The following is a 17695-nucleotide window of genomic DNA, read 5'->3' as shown; positions in this document are numbered from 1 at the left end:
CATGCGCATCCTCGGCATCGATCCAGGTTTGGCCCGTGTGGGCTATGGCGTCATCGATGTCGATCCAAGCGCAGGCAGAGGGGCTGATAACCAGCGGATGGTGGACTGCGGCATCATTCGCACCGATGCCGGTCGCAGTGAGGGCGAGCGGATGGTGGAGATCGCCCGTGATCTACGTCAGTTGATCCGCCTCTGGAAGCCGGAGATCGCGTCCGTTGAAAAGTTCTTTTTCTACCGTTCGAGCAACACGATTGCTGTGGTGCAGGCGCGGGGTGTGGTGATCATGACGCTGACCCGCTTCGGTCTACCAATCGTGGAATTCCCCCCAATGCAGATCAAGCAGGCCCTTACAGGCCATGGGCATGCAGACAAGGATGAAGTGCTTGACGCCGTGATGCGCGAACTCAACCTCGACACGCCACCACGCCCCGATGACGCCGCCGATGCTCTGGCGGTAGCACTCACCAGCTGGTTTCAGAGATAGGCATCCGAATCTTCGAAGTTTGAAGCCAAGGCTGGCTTGAACTCAGGGGAAGATCAGGCATTGACGGCCCAGTTCGGTCGACCAAGAGCACCGAGCCATGCCAACAACAAAAACAACGATTCAGAGGCAATTAATTCACACAAACAGGAAGATCGACCCAAGCACCAAAAAAGCGCAGTCTTGTATACCCTTTCCCGAGGGTTATCAATTGCACCGCACCCATTCAAAGAACACAACAAGATCAATAGGCATCCACGATTCCAAACCCCATGGAATTCTTGATTGGCCTGGCCTTTGTCACCGCGGCACTTGCAATGCAAGCTTATGAGCCAACTGAAGACAATGATGACTTCCTCTAAGACCAACAAACGTACATTGCGAGTAGAACAACAGTCGCCCTGATCAACGCGACACATTCAACGCGACATATTCAGCGCGAACCCAAGGGGCAGATCGATCGGCAGATCGAGATGCTGCCGAAGCAACAGCAAAACTTGGCAATCCGATGGGGAGACATGCTGCAGCGAGGCTCAGGCCTACAAACCTGAAAGGCCTTCGCGAAGCTGCTGTTCCATTTGCCGCCGTCCAAGCCGCAAGATCTGCACCTTGTCGCTATGGCGACGGAGGGCGCGATCGGCCTTGATCAGATCTGTGATCATTTGGGAGACATCCTCAGAGAGGTCTGCAGCGTCATACCGGCGTCCATCCACCGTAATCACATTCTCTGCAGTCTTCTGAGGCCTTGAATCGTGGTCGGCAGCTCCTGCTTGTACATCAGCAGAGTCTGCGCCAGGGCCTGGCTGCCGTGACTTGCTCCAGAAGCGCTCCCTGAGCTTTTTGAACATGTCTCAGCTCCCTCTCTACTCACGATGGCGTCCAATCAGACACGGTGCCATCAAGTGACATAGGGCTTCAGACAGGCGATGCATTCCTATGAGCGAGCTGTCTCAGACTCTTCATTCCAAACGAGATGCGATCCCGCCAGAATGCTCGACAGCTTGCCAACCTCCAGAAGCTGAGTGCGAATGATCACCAACCAAGCCGAACAACCACACGGATGATCACAATTGCCACGATTTTGGCATCATCAATCAGCGCCAAATTCAACACCCGGTTGTGAATGCAAACTGGGAGTCATCAGGCGAAGATTGCAGTTCAAGCGGCTGGAACAAAACGCAGGCGCGCCGAAAGAACAGCGACGACAGATCACCATTCGCCATCTCTAGATCTCTGCAGAGGCAGGCCGCCATGGGAGTCCGCCAGTGAAGAGAGGCGTGTCCATACCTGGCGCACTCGGTATCGAAAGAACGGCGAGAAGCTCCATCAAAGGCAAGGATGGATAGTCTTCACTCCAGCCTTCATCCCCTGGTGCCAGGGGACTGAAAGCAATACAACACTAGTGAATAGAAAAGCAGGGCAGCTGTTAATCGGTATCGCTTCGGCCCAACTCTCCGACACAAAAGCCCCCCGCAGAAGCAGGGGAGGATTGTTTTATGAACAAGGCGATTCGATACCTGGATTCACCCGGCTCCTAAATACCATCAAAGATCAATCGACCTCCCCAAGTATGTTTAATTATTTGGTCGTTTTGCACTCCTTGAAGCACAGCCAGTAAATCATCCCCTTTCAAAATAGTGGTATCACCAGCTGTGTTTGTACCCAGCCTCCAATCCGATTCAATCGGAATGATGTCATCGCCACTGTTGAAGTCAGTAATGATTGCATGTCCAGCTCCTTTCTTGAGAATGAATGTGTCATCACCTAGACCACCAGTAATTGTGTCAATACCTGCTGAGTATCCATTGCCTGAACCTCCCTCCAACCTGTCATTTCCTGCACCGCCAGCGAGAACGTCATCGCCTCTCCCGCCCAAAAGGTCGTCATTTCCGTGGCCACCTTGCAACTCATCGCGGCCATCGCCGCCCCTAAGTTTGTCATCCCCTTCACCGCCACTCAAAAAATCATTTGCCGATCCCCCGTCCAGATAGTCATTTCCATGACCGCCATACAGATAATCACGTCCGAATTGCCCGTGCAGACTGTCATTCCCGGTTCCGCCAAACAGCACGTCAACCCCTTCGCCGCCGAATAGTTTGTCGTTACCTCCGAAGCCAAACAGCACGTCATCGCCTCCTTCGCCGAAGATTTTGTCGTCGACATTTCTCCCATAGATCTTTTCACTTTCGGATGATCCCTTGAAATCCCAGAATTGGTAGAATAGGACTTGAAGTTCCTTCATGACTAATAACAAGTGTTGTGGGATCTCTCCCGGACATCTGCACCATCGCCGCTGACTTTTTGAGGCTCTGGTAATCCCCTGGTCAGGCATTGGAACAGTTTTGGTGAAGAGCAGGTGAACCGGTCAGCACTGGCTTTGGGCCTGTTCAACGTCGCTTCAATTGCTGCGGCGGCTCCTCTTCACGCTGATAGGGGGGGGGGGCCGGTTCGTGATCCAGCTGGGGCAGATGTTCATCCTGGAAGGGAGCAAGGATCTGCATGACCTGTCAGCACTTCACCTATGGGATGGATCAGCATTGCCACACGCTTCTCGGCTGCAACCTCAGACAGAAGCAGTTGAAGCAAGGCGAGCATCTGCTCAAGCAATGCGATCACTAGTCATCAGTCTGCGAAGCAGAGGGTTGAGGCACAGTGATGGCGTGACGTCAGTCCTCCTGCTCGAACGCATGCGGATATAAGAAAAGGAGAGAGCAAATCACTGTGACGACCCATCAAGAATGGCTGATATGTGGTGCACTCAGTTGTCCTAACCGTTGTCCTATCCCGTTAGGACCACTGCATCTGCTTGAAATACAGAAGTCTGTTCACAACACGGAAGTTGCCTACCAGAATCAAGCAATGACGGGCTGGTGCCAGCGATGAGCAGCGGCCCTGGCCATGGTTGGTTCGACGCAGTGGCCACCTCCTATCAACACTGCCGTCCGCGCTATCCAGACCAGCTGTTCCGCTGGCTGGCCGATCAAGCCCCTCACCATCACTGCTGCTGGGATGTTGCCTGCGGCAGCGGACAGGCCTCCCTGGGGCTGGCCCAATGGTTTGACCGTGTGGAAGCCACGGACCTCAGCCCTGCCCAAATTGCCGCGGCCCCTGCCCATCCCCGCATTCACTACAGAGTGGCCGCGGCAGAACAGAGCGGGCTCATGGACGCGAGCCTTGATGCTGTGGTGGTGGCTGCGGCCATCCACTGGCTGAAGGTTCCCCACTTCAACCTGGAGGTGCAGCGGGTGCTTCGACCTGGTGGATTACTGGCCTGGGTGGGCTACGACCCTCTCCAGGGAGCCCCGCCAGCACTGCAAACCTGGCTTGATCAGCTTTACCACCAGCGCCTGAATCGATGGTGGCCACCCGAACGGGCCCATGTGGATCAGCGCTACAGCGATCTGCCCTTCCCTGGATCCAGCGAGCCGATCCCCTCGCAATTGCGCATCGAACTGCAATGGTCCATGGATCAACTGTTGGGCTTTATCAGCACCTGGTCGGCCCTGCGCAGGGCCGACCAGGCTCCTGCCCTCATGACTGCCCTACGGAATGAGCTGGAGGCGCTATGGCCGGAGAGGGAGACCGATCTCCACTTTCATCTCCCCCTGATGGGGCGCTGGGGGCTGCTGCCATGAACCAGTCGTCAAATGACAACAGCCAAAATGACAACAGCCAAGAAGCCAAACAGCCACTACGCCGCCATTTCCGCATCAAGCGACGACAACGCGATGACAGCCTGATCCAAGCAGCCGTGGAGCAGATGCTGGAGGGCATGATCGCCCGAGGTGCTCTCATCCGCGGCGGCGGCCACATCGGCATTTACTGGCCGCTTCCAGGAGAAACCGACCTGCGCTCCTTGCCAACGGCAGGAAAGTCCTGGCCCCTGGCCCTGCCCTGCAGCGATGGAGCAGGCGGACTGACGTATCGCCCCTGGAATGGCGACCCACTCCCCCCTGACAGCTGCGGAATCCCCGCCCCACAAACCGGAAGGCTGCTGATGCCGCAGGAGATCCAGATCCTGCTCGTGCCAGCCCTGGCTGTGGATCTGCATGGGGTGCGGCTTGGCTACGGCGGTGGCTATTACGACCGCCTGCGTGCCGACCCCGACTGGAAGGGCGTGAGGGCCATGGTGGTGGTAGCCCAGGCCTGCATCAGCCCGGTCGACCTGCCCAGATCAGCCTGGGATCTGCCCTTTGATGGCTGGGTCAGCGAAAGAGGAGTGCAGTGGAGTGGAGAGAGCAAGCCAGCCGCACCGACAACGGCTGAAGACTGGTGCTGAATGAGGCTGTCGCGTGCTGGCGCAGACGTCTCCAGAGACTTCAAGCACTGAGGACAAGCCATGCCCAAGGCCCAAGGCGAGCCGTAGGTCACGACGCCGACAACACTCTTGAGCCGCAACGGATTCGGGAGCGCCCCTTCCCATTCCTGGTGATGGCCCGCACGATGAAGCGGCTGTTTGCCTGCAATCGATGTTCAGTCTGAAAGGCAGCCTGATGCTTGGCGCCACGGCCTGCACCCTGGCGCTGTGCCTGCCGACTGAAGGCAAAGCCCATGCGATCGAAAGCAGCCTTCGCTATCTCAACGGCAACCTGGAGTTGCGCAGCACCTACTCCAGCGGCGATCCAGTGAACGGTGCCGTGGTGCGCTTCATGAAGGCCGATGGCAGCGCCGGAGCGGAATTGGGTCGCATCGATGCAAGCGGTCAGCTACGGCTGATCTTGCCGACCCTCGACCAAGACAACTCGGACCTGCAAACCGTGGATCTGCAGGTTGATGGCGGCCCGGGACACCGGGACTACCTGGCATTACCGATCCGCAATGGCGAGGTGCAGATCGATGCGATCAGCCAGACGGAGCCATCGTCCGCTCTTCTGCTTGCCGCGCTCGGAGGCGTGGGTTTCTTCAGCACCACCACCCTGCTCGGTAGGGTTCGACGCTCACGCATCGGCTGATACGCCATGGATCCATCCGCCAGTGCCGGCAGCAGCTACGGCAGCGCCGCCCTCGACCGGCTGGCGGAGAAACTCAATAGCACGCCAGACGCACGTAAACGCTACGAATACGTGCTTTGGCTAGCCAAAAAGTTGCCTGCGATGGAGCAAGAATTGCAAACGGAAGACCGTCGCGTTCAGGGCTGCGTCTCCCAGGTCTTCATCCACTCCAGCCTCGACAATGGAGTACTGCACTGGCAGGGTGCCTCTGACGCCCTGATCACCAAAGGGTTGCTGGCCTTGCTGATTCAGGGCCTTGATGGCCTCACTCCAGCCGAAGTCATGGCTGTGGACCCTGCTTTCATCGCCGCAACAGGCCTTCAGGCCAGCCTCACCCCATCGCGCGCCAATGGCTTTCTCAACATCCTGCGGATGATGCAGGCCCAGGCCTCACGCCTCGTGGGCAACGCGGCACCCACCTCTGAATAAAGTCGTAGCACTGACGACGCGAACGGACCCCCCCATGGCGACTCGGATCGGCATCGGCCTGCTCGGCCTTGGCACCGTCGGAGCAGGGGTCGCCGCCATCCTCAACAATCCGAAAGACCGTCACCCCTTGATCGGCGACCTGCAAATCGCCCGTGTCGCTGTTCGCGACCTCAATCGCTCCCGCCCGGTTGAACTCGACCCCTCGTTGCTCACCACAGACCCCCAAGAGGTTGTGGACGATGCCAACGTGCATGTGGTGGTGGAGGTCATGGGCGGCCTTGAGCCGGCACGCACCCTGATCATGCGCGCCATAGCCGCCGGCAAATCCGTGGTCACTGCCAACAAGGCTGTGATCGCACGCCATGGCGAAGAGATCGCCGCGGCCGCCGCGGCCGCAGGGGTGTACGTGCTGATTGAGGCCGCCGTGGGTGGAGGCATTCCGATCATCGAACCTTTGAAGCAATCCCTTGGCGGAAACCGCATCCAGCGGGTGAGCGGCATCATCAACGGCACCACCAACTACATCCTTTCCCGGATGGCCCATGAAGGGGCGAACTACCAATCGGTCTTGAAGGATGCCCAAGAGTTGGGCTACGCGGAAGCCGATCCCGCTGCTGACGTCGACGGACTCGATGCCGCCGACAAGATCGCGATCCTCTCCGGCCTGGCCTTCGGCGGACCGATCGACCGCAGCGGCATTCCCACCGCTGGCATCAGCAACCTCCAAAGCCGCGATGTGGATTACGCCACGCAACTGGATTACGGAGTGAAGCTGCTGGCTGTTGCCGAACGCGTGGAAGACGACGAGGGCGACAACGACAAGACCTCCTTACCGCTGGCCGTCCGTGTGCAACCCACCCTGGTCCCCAGCGACCACCCATTGGCCGGTGTGAACGGTGTCAACAACGCCATCCTTGTGGAAGGCGACCCGATCGGCCGGGTGATGTTCTACGGCCCGGGCGCCGGTGCAGGGCCAACAGCATCGGCTGTCGTGGCTGACATCCTCAACATCGCCGGCATCCGCCAACTCAACGACAGCGATGGCAACCTCGACCCGCTGCTGGCGGCGAGCAGCTGGCGCGCCTGCCACCTGGTGAACAGCAGCCAGATCCGCCAGCGCAACTATGTGCGCTTCACAACGGATGACGCTCCTGGAGTCATCGGCCGGATCGGCTCCTGCTTTGGTGATCAGGGCGTGTCAATCCAATCGATCGTGCAATTTGACGCCACCGATGCAGGTGCAGAGATCGTTGTGATCACGCACGAAGTGAGCAATGGCTCCATGAAGTCCGCCCTGGAGGCGATCACAGCCCTGCCAGAGGTCCGCGGCATCGCCGCCCACCTCGGCTGTCTCTGAGCAAAACCACATACAAGCCATCCGCACTGGCGCCACACCCTGGCGATAGGGCAGAGTTATGACAGTTCACAGCGGCCCAGATCAGAACCATTCGATTTGTGCTCTGTACCGTTCATGCCGAACGCTTTGATTCCAGGAAACGGTCAACGCTGCGTCCAATCGATGGAGCCATCGACCATGGACGTGCATCAGGGGGATTGCATCCAGCTGATTAACAGCTGTGATCTGTTCCAAGTGATCGGAATCGATGACTGCCACGATCGCTGCTGGGTGAGGCGGTGGCCCCTCCAGGCATCCGGAGGCTCCCATGTCTTTGAGGTATCACTCGGGCAGATCTGCCTGTCAGACGCATCAGATCGCCACGAGGATGCCCAAGGAGCCGCAAGCCACCCTTGAATGGGGTGCATCAGCCAATCTCAACTCTTGCAGCAGCAGCGTCGGTTCCGCAGCACTTGGATCAGCGTTGCTGTTGGGCTGGGGCTGAGCCTCAGCCAGCTCGCCTGCCAGCACCAGCACAGTAGTGATCGATTAACCGTGGCCAGCGCTGGCAGGATCGCATCACTGGATCCCGCCCAGGCCAATACCTACGGCACCCTCCAGCTGCTCAGTGCCCTCGGCGACACCCTGTACACACGTGAGCAGGACAACAGCCTCAAACCCCAGCTCGCTGCTGAGCAACCGCAGATCAGCGATGGAGGCCGCACAGTCACCATCCCACTTCGACGCGATGTTCTGTTCCACGACGGCACCCGCTTCGATGCTGAGGCCATGGCCTTCAGCCTGAACCGCTTTCTGCGCATCGGCATCCAGAGCTACGTGGTTGGAGACCGCATCGAGGCGATCGAGACGCCCGCTAGCGATGTACTGAGGCTGCGGCTAAGCCGTCCCTCCAGTTCGCTGGAAAGCTTGCTCACATCCCCCTACCTCACGCCGATTTCCCCGACGGCCTACGCCAACCACAAAGACCGTTTTCTCAACGATCGCTTCATTGGCACAGGGCCATACAAATTGATCAGCTTCCGGGCCACCCAACAACGCCTCGTGCCGTTCAAGCGCTATTGGGGCGCCCCTCCGAGCAATGCGGGATTGGACATGATCAACCTCAGCAATTCCACCGCCCTGTTTGGTGCTCTGCGCAGTGGGGAGGTGGATGTCTTGCTGTCGGAATCCATTGACGAAGACCAGCGCTTGGCCCTGGATCGACGGGCCGACCAGGGCCTGCTGCTGGAGAGCAGCGGCCCTGCACTCCAGATCGGTTACATCACCTTCCTCAGCAACGCCCCACCGCTGCTGTCAAAGCAGGTACGCCAAGCCCTGGTCCACAGCCTCGATCGCAGCCTGATCAGCACCCGGGTGAGCCATGGCCAACGCCAACCACTCCGTTCACTGATTCCGCCCAGCCTGCAGGGCGGCAGACAGGAACCTTGGCCCATCTACTCGCCGGACAGAACCCGAACCCTGCTGCGACAAGCGGGCTACTGCCAGGGACAACCCCTGGAACTGCCCTTGACCTATCGCTCCAACGTGCCCTCCGATCGACTGATGGCTCTCACCTGGCAGGCCCAACTCAGCCGCGATCTACCCGACTGCATCCGTCTTCGACTGGAGGGCGTGGAGTCCACCACCGTTTACGGTTATCTCGGCAAAGGGGCCTTCAAGGCTGTGATGCTCGACTGGGGTGGCTCCTATCCAGATCCTGAGGCTTATCTCGCCCCCCTTCTGAGCTGCACCCAAGCCAAGGGAGACATCTGCGAAGCCGGAGAGGCTGTGATCAGCGGCAGCTTCTGGACGCGTCCAGGCCTTGAGAAAGCTCTGCGACGCAGCGATTCCCTCAAAGGCGCAGAACGACTTGAACAACTCCTGGCCATCGACACCATGGCCGCCGAGGGGGCGGCCTACCTTCCGGTGTGGCTCGTTACCCCCAAGGCCTGGGCCCAGACCCACCTGGCACCGCTTGAATTCAACGGCAGTGGCCAACTGCGACTGGCTCGACTGCGGGAGAAACGCTAATGGCCCGCGGACGCGAACTCCTCCGCTACGGCGCGACCCGACTCGCCCTCGCACCGGTCATGCTCTGGCTGATTTCCAGCCTGGTGTTTCTTCTGCTGCGGGTGGCGCCGGGGGACCCGGTGGATGCGGTCCTGGGCAGCAGGGCACCTGCCGACGCCAAGGCGCAGATTCGGGAACAGCTCGGGCTGGCTATGCCCCTAAGCGATCAATACTTCGACTTCATCAATCGGCTGATCCATGGCGATCTCGGAACGGCCTTAATCAACCAGGAACCGGTGCGGCACATCATTGCCGATGCGTTGCCAGCCAGCCTGGAGCTAAGCATCACAGCCCTCATCCTGGCTGCCGTGAGCGGCCTCGCCGTGGGATTCAGCGGCATTGCCCGTCCTGAGGGGAAGCTGGATCTGGCCGGACGCTTCTACGGCATCGGCACCTATGCCCTGCCACCCTTCTGGGTGGCAATGCTGCTCCAGCTGCTGTTTGCCGTGATCCTGGGCTGGCTTCCTGTGGGTGGACGTTTTCCTCCCAGCTTGGTGCCCCCCTCTGGGAGCGGTTTCCTGATCCTCGACAGCATCCTCAGCGGCGACTGGGTTGCCCTCAACGGAGCTGTGCGCCATTTGGCCTTGCCAGCCTGCACCCTTGGGCTCCTCCTCAGCGGGGTGTTCACCAACGCCCTACGCCTCAATCTGCGCCGAGCGCTACGTTCCGATTACGTCGAGGCTGCCCGCAGTCGAGGCCTGAGCGAATCCCAAGTCGTGCTGCGCCATGCCCTGCCGAATGCGCTGCTGCCCGTTCTCACCATCGCCGGCATCACTGTTGCATCGCTGATTGGCGGCGCCCTGTTGATCGAAGTCACCTTCTCCTGGCCAGGCATCGCCCTGCGGCTGCAGGAGAGCATCAACCAGCGCGATTACCCAGTCGTGCAAGGGATTGTCGTGGTCATCGCTGCTCTCGTGGTGATGATTAGCGTTTTCGTGGACCTGCTGGTCGCGTCGCTCGATCCGCGCGTGCGCTACTAACTGAAGCGCTAGGAGCCACTGAGAAGGCTTGCGGCGCCAGCAGGGTCCATCCGATGCAAATGCAGCTCCCCCACCTGACGGTGCACAAGACTGGGACCGGCTGGAGAAGACGTCGCATTGATCCCTGTCAAGAAGGCGACGATCTCTTCGCCGAGCAAGGCCTGCACCTGCAAGGGCTGAACCCCAACCAACTCCTCACCGAGCTGAAACAGGTCATTGCCCTTGCCCTCGCCAGCCTGACCTTCGACGCGGATAGGAGAGAAATGGCTGGCACCCTGAACCACCACAGCGCCACTGCCAGGAGCCGGGGCCGTTGCCACGAGCAACTCCAACTGCTCATTCAGGGGCGGTGTGATCAGGTCGAGCGTGCCGCCAGTGAACAAGACCGGAACCGATAAACGAACCGGACGTGTGCGAGGCCAGAGGAGGCTGCCGAAGCTGTTCATCCCGACCACTGCCAACAGCTGGCTGGGGGGTTCGATCGAGGGAAGCGGAACCGCACTCAGCTGGCACTGCAGCAAACGGGACAGATTGCTGAGAGGGAGATCATCAAGCGCCTTGCGACAGCGACGCTCCAAACCAGGCTGTGGACGCAGACCCGCTGCCAATAACGCGGTGAGGGAGCCCAGAGAATGGCCCACCAACACCACCTTGTTCCCGACAACAGGCAGGGAACCCGACGCCTGGGCCTGAAGGACCGCCTCCAGATCTTTGAGGCGGTCAGGCAGCACCTCCGCCCCAGGGGGGCGACGACGCCCTTGAAGCCAAGCGCCCACGGCTTCGGAATCGCTGCCGGGATGCTCGAGCACCACCACGGGCCAGCCCTTGGCACTGAGCAGACGACCCAGCCAGCGGAAGTGATCCGGACTGCCGCCGAGACCAGGCATCAGCACAATCCAAGGTCGGTCGCGAGCATTGGATCGAAACCGTTCTGCAGGCGGCTGCCACAACTGCAACTGCAACGGCCTGGGACGATGCGCAACAGTCAGTGCCTTGGAGAGCGGAGCACGGCCGGTCGTGGCGTCGATCGAGATCGACTGACTGGGTGCCACCGCAGTGATCGGAATCTGGTCGAGCCGATTCACCAGGGCTTGCTGATGCTTCAACTGGCCTCTCCAATGCTCGGCGACCCCGAGCAAGCCATCGAGGTCGAGACGCACCCGCTCCGCAGGCAACGCCTCAAGCAGATCCAAACTGGTGACGTGGGGCTGCTTGCTGAGCAGAACTTCCAGGGTGTTGAGCACAGTGACGCCGACAGTGTCGTCATCCACTCGCACAAGATCGGCAACCTCATCCAACAGGCGGCGCCCGGCCCAGCTGTCGAGCATCTGTCGGGCCATGCTGCGGTTGGTGATTAATGGCGCTCGCAACAGCTCAAGCATTCCCCGACGGCTGGACGGCTCGAGCAAATCCAGCCAAATCCCTAGTTCTGTGTTGGAGACACCACCGGAACGCCCCCAGGCCACCAGATCCTTGATATCAACAGGGATCACCACACCATCGAAGGTGACCTCCAGCTGGTCAGCGGCCCGGATCGGGCACGGTGACACCAGTGAGAGCAGCAGACTGAAGGCCAAACCCTTCACCGCCCACCACCGCGTGGGACGTCCTGTTGAGCGTCGTCGTCGCAAGGCCCAGGCCCTTGAACTGGTGGAACCAGTTTCCCGCAACATTGCAGGAAGTGGCATGGATTCGTCTACTGGCGTCGATCGGCGCCGGTGGAGTGATCTACATGACCCCGATCATTTTTCACCAGGTCGACCTCTCAGCAAGCCAGGTCGGCCAGGGATTAGCCGCCGCGGCACTGGTCGGCACCTTGGTGCGGCTCGTGAGCGGGATCCTGCTCGACCGCGGCTTGAGTTGTTCCTGGCCAGTGCGTGGCGCCGCACTGCTTGCACTCATGGCCGACCTGGTGCTGCTGCCCTCCACCACCTTCCAGGGTTATCTCAGTGGTCAGATGCTGATCGGAATCGCCGCCGGTCTTTACTTCCCGGCGATCGAACTGGCGGTTCCACTGAGCAGCGGCAGCTTTCCATCCAGCCGGGGCTATGCCCTGGCCCGCAGTGCGGATGCCGTCGGGGTCGCGATTGGCGCACTGGGAGGTGCCTTGCTTGCCGGCTTAGGGATGATCCGCGGGGTGTACGTGATTGAAGCCCTTGCGGTGATCACGATGTTGGTGATCCTCGCCTGGAAGCCTCTACCGGATGGCCGTCAGTCCCTGCTCAAAGCCGACGCAGAGATCGGTGTCAACGATGACGTCAACAGCCAACGCGACTCCAGTTTTGGCTGGTTAATGCCGCTGCTGCCGGTGTTAATGGTGAGCATCGTGGCCACGGCGATGGTGTCACTGCTCCAGAGTGCCCTGCCGCTTGATCTGGTCCGAGGTGGATTGGAAAGACCGGCCCTGAGCTCAGCCTGGAGTGGCGTCGTGATTGCCCTCGAGCTGGGATGGCTGGTTCTGCTGCAGTGGCCAGTGGGCAACTGGGTGGCACAGAGAAGCCTTCGCTTTGGGCTTGGCATCGGCCTCTGCAGCTTCAGCATCGGCGGTCTGCTTCTGGCTTGTTCAGCCCTCTGGAACGGAGGGATTGTTCTGATCACCCTCGCGGTTGTACCGATGGCCTTTGGCAAGGCGGCGTTCTTGCCAACAGCTGCTGAAGCGATGATCGAGGAAACGCCCCTCCACCATCGAGGCTTAGCGATGGCTCTCTTCTCCCAGTGCTTCGCCATCAGTGCCACAGGTGCACCGCTTGTGGCCGGAGCCCTAATGGATTCCCAAGGCCATGGGCTCAGCCTCTGGCTACTGATGGCAGGACTGTGCGTCGTCAGCCTCCCCCTGCTCAAGAACGTGCGCCCGCGCTATACAGCAGAACTAGCCACTCTTGATCTGGAGGCCGATATCGATGGGCAAGGCCAGAGAACTTCTCCGATCCGTTAGGAATCTCGGGATTCTTCGGGATCTCGCAAAAACTGGTGGTGGGTTAGACAGCGTCGCTGATCTGGTTGACAACTTCATCGACAGTGAAGCGATGACGGTGTGTGTGGAGCGATTTCGTGCACTGCCGGGCGGCGCCGAGCTGATCGAACAACGCTATCCACCATTCCAACCGGATTTACAGGCGCTATCTGAGTTACCCGACGACACTCTGGGCCATGCCTACGCGGGCATGATTCGCAGGATGAATTACGACCCGGAGTTCTTCCGCCCGCGTGACACAAGCAGCGAGGCTCTTTGGCTGACCCAGCGGATCGCCACCACCCACGACATTCATCATGTCATCGCTGGCTTCAATACAGAGCCAGCTGGGGAGTCAGGGGTGCTTGCGATCACAGCCACCCAAATCGGCTTTCCTGCCTATGTGCTGCTCAACTTACTGGCAAGTTTCAAATCCGTTCGCTTTCAACCAGCAGAACTAGAGGCGATTAGCTGCGGCATTGCTCATGGCAATCGCATCGGCCTAGAAGCGGCTCCTCTGGTAGTGCAGAAATGGGAAGAGGGATGGGACAAACCCCTGAACGAATGGCGCCAAGAACTAGGGGTAAAAGTGAGTAACGATGCCCTCATTAGCTCGATCTACCATTAATGGATACAATGAGGGCCTCAAGATAAAACACAAGCTAGAAGAACAACGAATGATTAATCTGAAGAAAGCTCAAGTGAGTGCTTGTTGAACTCAGGAAACCTCGAGAAAACGGAACGAAATCTCTAGATCATTGAAGTCATTATCTCCACCTCCATACACATCCTCCATACCGAAGGAGTTAGGGGACAAAGCCTTGAAGTGAGAGAAACGATCTCCATTCGCAGCAGCAAAACTAAAAAATATATTCTCGTGGCCCGGCTCCAGAATTTTAGCGAAAGGCGCCATCATCACACCACCATAAAGCTCGGTATCAAGAGTCGTTGCACCATTCCGATTCAAATGCAGCCCCAAGGCATTAGCAATCAGATTACTTGAGCTTAATGCCACACCCGAATAAGAGGATTCACCAGGAAGGACAAGCTCACCCGTCAAAGGATCCTGAACCGCACCTTCAACGTTTACAACACGATAGAAGCCAGAAACAGAACGAAAAGAAGCCTCACGACGCAATTGAATTCGCAAAGCCGTAACTTGGTCAGATGCCAAGGAGGTCAGATCAATCACATGAGAAGCAATGGAATCTGTCTGAGGCAATGCAGCGGCATGCGAAAGTACATTTTGAGGCGTAGGATTAAAATATTTTACGGGGTCAAACGACTCAATGTCAGCAAAACCTGTAGAACCAGAGAAATGGACCGCACTATCGAGGGGAAGCCTTGCATAGCGGTCATAAAAATCCATCTCAATTGGATCAGAGGGAGGGGAGGAGCCCAAAGTCTTCAGAAAGTCAACCTGAATTGCATAAGGAAGATTCAATCCAGGATGAAAAGGAGCCATTGGCTGTAAATGGCCAAGATAAGTCTTGCTATATCCCTGATCAATAAAACCATCAATGATCCCATTACGAAACAAAGTCGACATGAGATTAGGAGACACACCCGAAGGAGGCTTGGGGATAGAGACCAAACCTAACGGCTTCAGGACACCAGACAACAGAGACTCAATATCAACAAAACTACCCCATGACTGATCCGAGCCTGCACCATACTTTCGATTCTGAAGGACCCCACTTCCAACAACTGGAACAATTTTAAAGTCCTTACCTAAAACCTGGCGCCCAGCCCACAACAAGGCAATGATTCCTGAGAACACTTCATTGGCAACTGATTGAGACGGAGGCGCCTGGTCAAGAGAGCCCGGAAAGAACTCAATATCCTGCGACCAGAAGAGATAGCCGCCACTACTAGAAGGAAGCCTGTCAGCCGAAACCAATGCATCACCCGGGTCTTTCTGATTAACATAGGGATAAATCATGGCAGCATCCAAAACCTCCTGAGCGATATCTTTTTTATTACTGGCATTAATCAGCTTGACCTTCTGGCAAATCAAAGGCCAGAAATTATAGTATTCACTAACTCGATTACGATAAAGAGCATAAGACTGGCCGATCACCCTACCTTTGCCCACAAGCTCAGATCGATAAGGGTAAGAAAACTCGCCCATCAACACTGCATCTTTGGAATGAGCTGCATCAGCAAACCACTTAACCAAGTCAGAAGTAACATTCTCAATAAAGTAGCCAGCAGCCATAGAAAAAGGTTTCAAAAACAAAAGATACGAGCCGTGAGAAGCCAAAACTACAATCAAATACATAGCTTCACGACAAAGGATGAAATAGCTGAGAATCCTTGCCTGAAGGCTAAAAAGCTATAAGCGAATCAATACCATTACATTCGAAGGCAAACGTGCAGATATGATGAAAGCAACCCTAATCAGCATCTACCACAATGCGGTTTTACCCAAAAGGAACAGGGGCTGGCATCTCCCTAGTGGTGCTGGTAGTCCTTGGAGTGCTTGGTGTTGCCCAACTGGATGAGGCCAAACGCGCGTCGTTCCGCGAAGGCTTCCGATGCGCATCAGACGAGACAACACCAGTCAGCAACTCGTCTTACAACTGTAAGAAGTACCGAGCCGAGCTCAAAGCAACTCAGGCCAAGTAAACGCAGCAGACGGGATTTCCGCCACAGAGGCCACCGTCTTGCTATCACAATCTGATAGCAATGCCCTGATGCAACAAAGACTCAGCCCACGGCAAGAGCGCAGCAGGCAAGAGTCACAAAAGACGCCACTAAACAACTGCACTGAAATGCATCCCTGGGGAGATCCCACAACAAAAATAATTATTGCCACTTCCAGGGCAAGCACCTACCAACAATCCACAAAGCCATAAGATTCAAACCAAATAGGAAGTTAGGCATGTTCAATTCATCTCAAATTCTTGCCCAGCTCCTCACCGAAGGCCCACAACCAGCCCTCGGCCTCTTCTACCAGATGGGAACCGGCGAAGAGCTCAAATGCATCAAGGGGATCAAGACATTCACGATCAACGAAAACGACAATGAAAAGCAACCCACCAATGTTTGCTACGGAGCACTGATCAAAACTGAGAACTTCATCATTCCCTACCAGATACGTGTCGACCGTTATGTACTTGTCGAGGTCGAACCAGGCAGCACAAAGCCAGGAGAGTCGTATTACGACCTCAATGATTCCCAAACACAATGGCTACAAAGTGAGGGGAAGATCCCTAACCCCACACCGAGCTACCAAATCGGACTGGATTCGTATCTACCAGCCGTCGGATTGATCGCCCTCGTCGTAATTGGCCTAATCTGGCAGCTCGCAAGCGTCAAACAGATCGCCAAAACAGAAGGGAGAACAAGAAGCAAATCAAGCCAAACAACAGCGCAGGATCACATCGAAGACGAGACCTTCAGGTCGATGCAAAGCCATGGCGGTCATGACCATCAAGACAGTTCATGTGACTCAAGCGATAGCAGCTCTAGCAACGACTCCTGCTCCTCTGATTGAGTTGAGCCAAACGGCACGAGGTTGCCAGCTCAAGCAGCTCAGAAGTCCACGTATCATGCATTGATCGCGGCCAAGCCCAACGCATGCCGAGAGGAAAGTGGATTATTTCAATCAGCGAGCCTGCAACGACGGTGCAAGACGTGCCCCATCAGCTTCCTGACCAATCAAGAAAGAAAGGCTCAACGTCAGGCACCCACAACCATTGGGGCTTGATCATCAGAATCCTGCGAGCCAAGCCCCATTGCGCCTCCCCTCAGGAAGCAGATCATTTCCAAATCATCGTTGACGAGACGATAGGAGTGACTGGTTTGTGCAGACAGCTCCTTGGCCTTGAGCAGGGCCTCGTGGATCTCGAGATTGAAGCCCACAGTGGTCCAACCATGGATTGTCAACTTTTGAATGCGAATCACTGAGCTGGATTAAGTTATTTTTACTTTCCCAAACTTCTCAAAAATCACACGGAATCGTTTGATTCCCTTTGGGATCACGGCCAAAAGCGGGCAGAAAGAATAGATATCATAAACTTTTGCAAAGCCATGTCAGCCAATGCGAGCAATTGGAGCCCAGGCCAGCACTGATGGCATCGACGATTGAATGATTCAAGTCATGGGGCTACGATCCAATCCAGCTCTCGACAAGGCACCTCACATTTAGATTTTGCCGGCAACAATCGCGGCCGTTGCATGCTTCTGCTGAAAGTAGAGCTCCAGCAGATCTCGAGCCACAGCTTTCAATTCCTGGAGATCCGTTGAGCTATCGATCGCTTCAGCCAGGAGCTGCTTCTCGAACTGCTGGTGGAGAGGGAGCATAAAACGAAGCCTTTCACAAACAAACGTTAAGAAAGCTCACAGGCAAAGCGTGGCTACCTAACTGATTTTAAGTCGCCTGTTGGCATGCGACTTAAAAGCCGGCCAACTCTGACGAACAAGGGGTTGAGTTGACACACGCAGAAGAAC

16 protein-coding genes are annotated in these 17695 nt (G+C 57.2%); 11 read left to right on the top strand and 5 right to left on the bottom strand.

From position 1 onward, the window contains the following. Window position 1 precedes the first annotated feature (1 nt). Window positions 2-484, top strand: coding sequence for a crossover junction endodeoxyribonuclease RuvC (gene ruvC / locus DXY16_RS04150; protein ID WP_115119803.1), 483 nt, complete (start codon window positions 2-4; stop codon window positions 482-484). A 536-nt stretch (window positions 485-1020) separates the two neighbouring features. Here the strand turns inward: ruvC and DXY16_RS04145 are convergent. Further along, window positions 1021-1329: a DUF6447 family protein gene (locus DXY16_RS04145; RefSeq protein WP_115119800.1), complete on the bottom strand. Its 309-nt coding sequence runs from the start codon at window positions 1327-1329 to the stop codon at window positions 1021-1023. A 686-nt stretch (window positions 1330-2015) separates the two neighbouring features. Further along, entirely contained in the window at window positions 2016-2723 is a 708-nt protein-coding gene (locus tag DXY16_RS04140; RefSeq protein ID WP_170953838.1) for a calcium-binding protein, read from the bottom strand. A 637-nt stretch (window positions 2724-3360) separates the two neighbouring features. Here DXY16_RS04140 and DXY16_RS04135 point away from each other — a divergent pair. From DXY16_RS04135 to DXY16_RS04100, 7 genes are all read left to right on the top strand, one after another. Further along, the gene (locus tag DXY16_RS04135; protein WP_115119796.1) at window positions 3361-4116 is read left to right on the top strand and encodes a class I SAM-dependent methyltransferase; all 756 of its coding nucleotides are present in this window, start codon (window positions 3361-3363) and stop codon (window positions 4114-4116) included. After that, window positions 4113-4760 (top strand): 5-formyltetrahydrofolate cyclo-ligase, encoded by a 648-nt coding sequence (locus DXY16_RS04130; RefSeq protein ID WP_115119794.1) that lies wholly within the window; start codon window positions 4113-4115, stop codon window positions 4758-4760. Before DXY16_RS04135 ends, DXY16_RS04130 begins: the two co-directional genes overlap by 4 nt. 190 nt (window positions 4761-4950) lie before the next feature. Next, window positions 4951-5433, top strand: a complete 483-nt coding sequence (locus DXY16_RS04125; RefSeq protein WP_115119792.1) for a hypothetical protein — start codon at window positions 4951-4953, stop codon at window positions 5431-5433. A gap of 6 nt (window positions 5434-5439) precedes the next feature. After that, a complete protein-coding gene (locus DXY16_RS04120; RefSeq protein WP_115119790.1) occupies window positions 5440-5901 on the top strand; it encodes a SufE family protein in 462 nt (153 codons plus the stop codon). Window positions 5902-5935: 34 nt separating this feature from the next. Next, window positions 5936-7258, top strand: a complete 1323-nt coding sequence (locus DXY16_RS04115) for a homoserine dehydrogenase (RefSeq protein ID WP_115119788.1) — start codon at window positions 5936-5938, stop codon at window positions 7256-7258. A gap of 396 nt (window positions 7259-7654) precedes the next feature. Next, window positions 7655-9268 carry an ABC transporter substrate-binding protein gene (locus DXY16_RS04105; protein WP_115119784.1) on the top strand — a complete coding sequence of 538 codons (1614 nt, stop codon included), beginning with the start codon at window positions 7655-7657 and terminating at the stop codon, window positions 9266-9268. Further along, entirely contained in the window at window positions 9268-10287 is a 1020-nt protein-coding gene (locus tag DXY16_RS04100) for an ABC transporter permease (protein ID WP_115119782.1), read from the top strand. Before DXY16_RS04105 ends, DXY16_RS04100 begins: the two co-directional genes overlap by 1 nt. A gap of 8 nt (window positions 10288-10295) precedes the next feature. Here the strand turns inward: DXY16_RS04100 and DXY16_RS04095 are convergent, their stop codons facing one another. Next, window positions 10296-11975 (bottom strand): alpha/beta hydrolase, encoded by a 1680-nt coding sequence (locus DXY16_RS04095; protein WP_244281540.1) that lies wholly within the window; start codon window positions 11973-11975, stop codon window positions 10296-10298. Here DXY16_RS04095 and DXY16_RS04090 point away from each other — a divergent pair. Continuing rightward, entirely contained in the window at window positions 11969-13222 is a 1254-nt protein-coding gene (locus DXY16_RS04090) for an MFS transporter (protein ID WP_244281539.1), read from the top strand. The two genes, DXY16_RS04095 and DXY16_RS04090, sit on opposite strands and share 7 nt — an antisense overlap. Next, entirely contained in the window at window positions 13188-13868 is a 681-nt protein-coding gene (locus DXY16_RS04085; RefSeq protein ID WP_115119777.1) for a Coq4 family protein, read from the top strand. The genes DXY16_RS04090 and DXY16_RS04085 overlap by 35 nt, the downstream gene beginning before the upstream one ends. Window positions 13869-13958: 90 nt before the next feature. On the opposite strand, the gene DXY16_RS04080 is transcribed toward DXY16_RS04085, so the two are convergent. Next, window positions 13959-15521 (bottom strand): DUF4114 domain-containing protein, encoded by a 1563-nt coding sequence (locus DXY16_RS04080; RefSeq protein ID WP_115119775.1) that lies wholly within the window; start codon window positions 15519-15521, stop codon window positions 13959-13961. 603 nt (window positions 15522-16124) lie between these two features. Between DXY16_RS04080 and DXY16_RS04070 the strand changes: the two genes are divergently transcribed. Next, entirely contained in the window at window positions 16125-16739 is a 615-nt protein-coding gene (locus DXY16_RS04070; protein ID WP_115119771.1) for a hypothetical protein, read from the top strand. 650 nt (window positions 16740-17389) lie between these two features. On the opposite strand, the gene DXY16_RS14625 is transcribed toward DXY16_RS04070, so the two are convergent. After that, entirely contained in the window at window positions 17390-17548 is a 159-nt protein-coding gene (locus tag DXY16_RS14625) for a hypothetical protein (RefSeq protein WP_170953837.1), read from the bottom strand. Window positions 17549-17695: the final 147 nt, after the last annotated feature.

This window comes from Synechococcus sp. UW105, from assembly GCF_900473935.1.
GTDB lineage: Bacteria > Cyanobacteriota > Cyanobacteriia > PCC-6307 > Cyanobiaceae > Synechococcus_C.
This window is presented reverse-complemented; position numbering and strand designations above follow the sequence as displayed.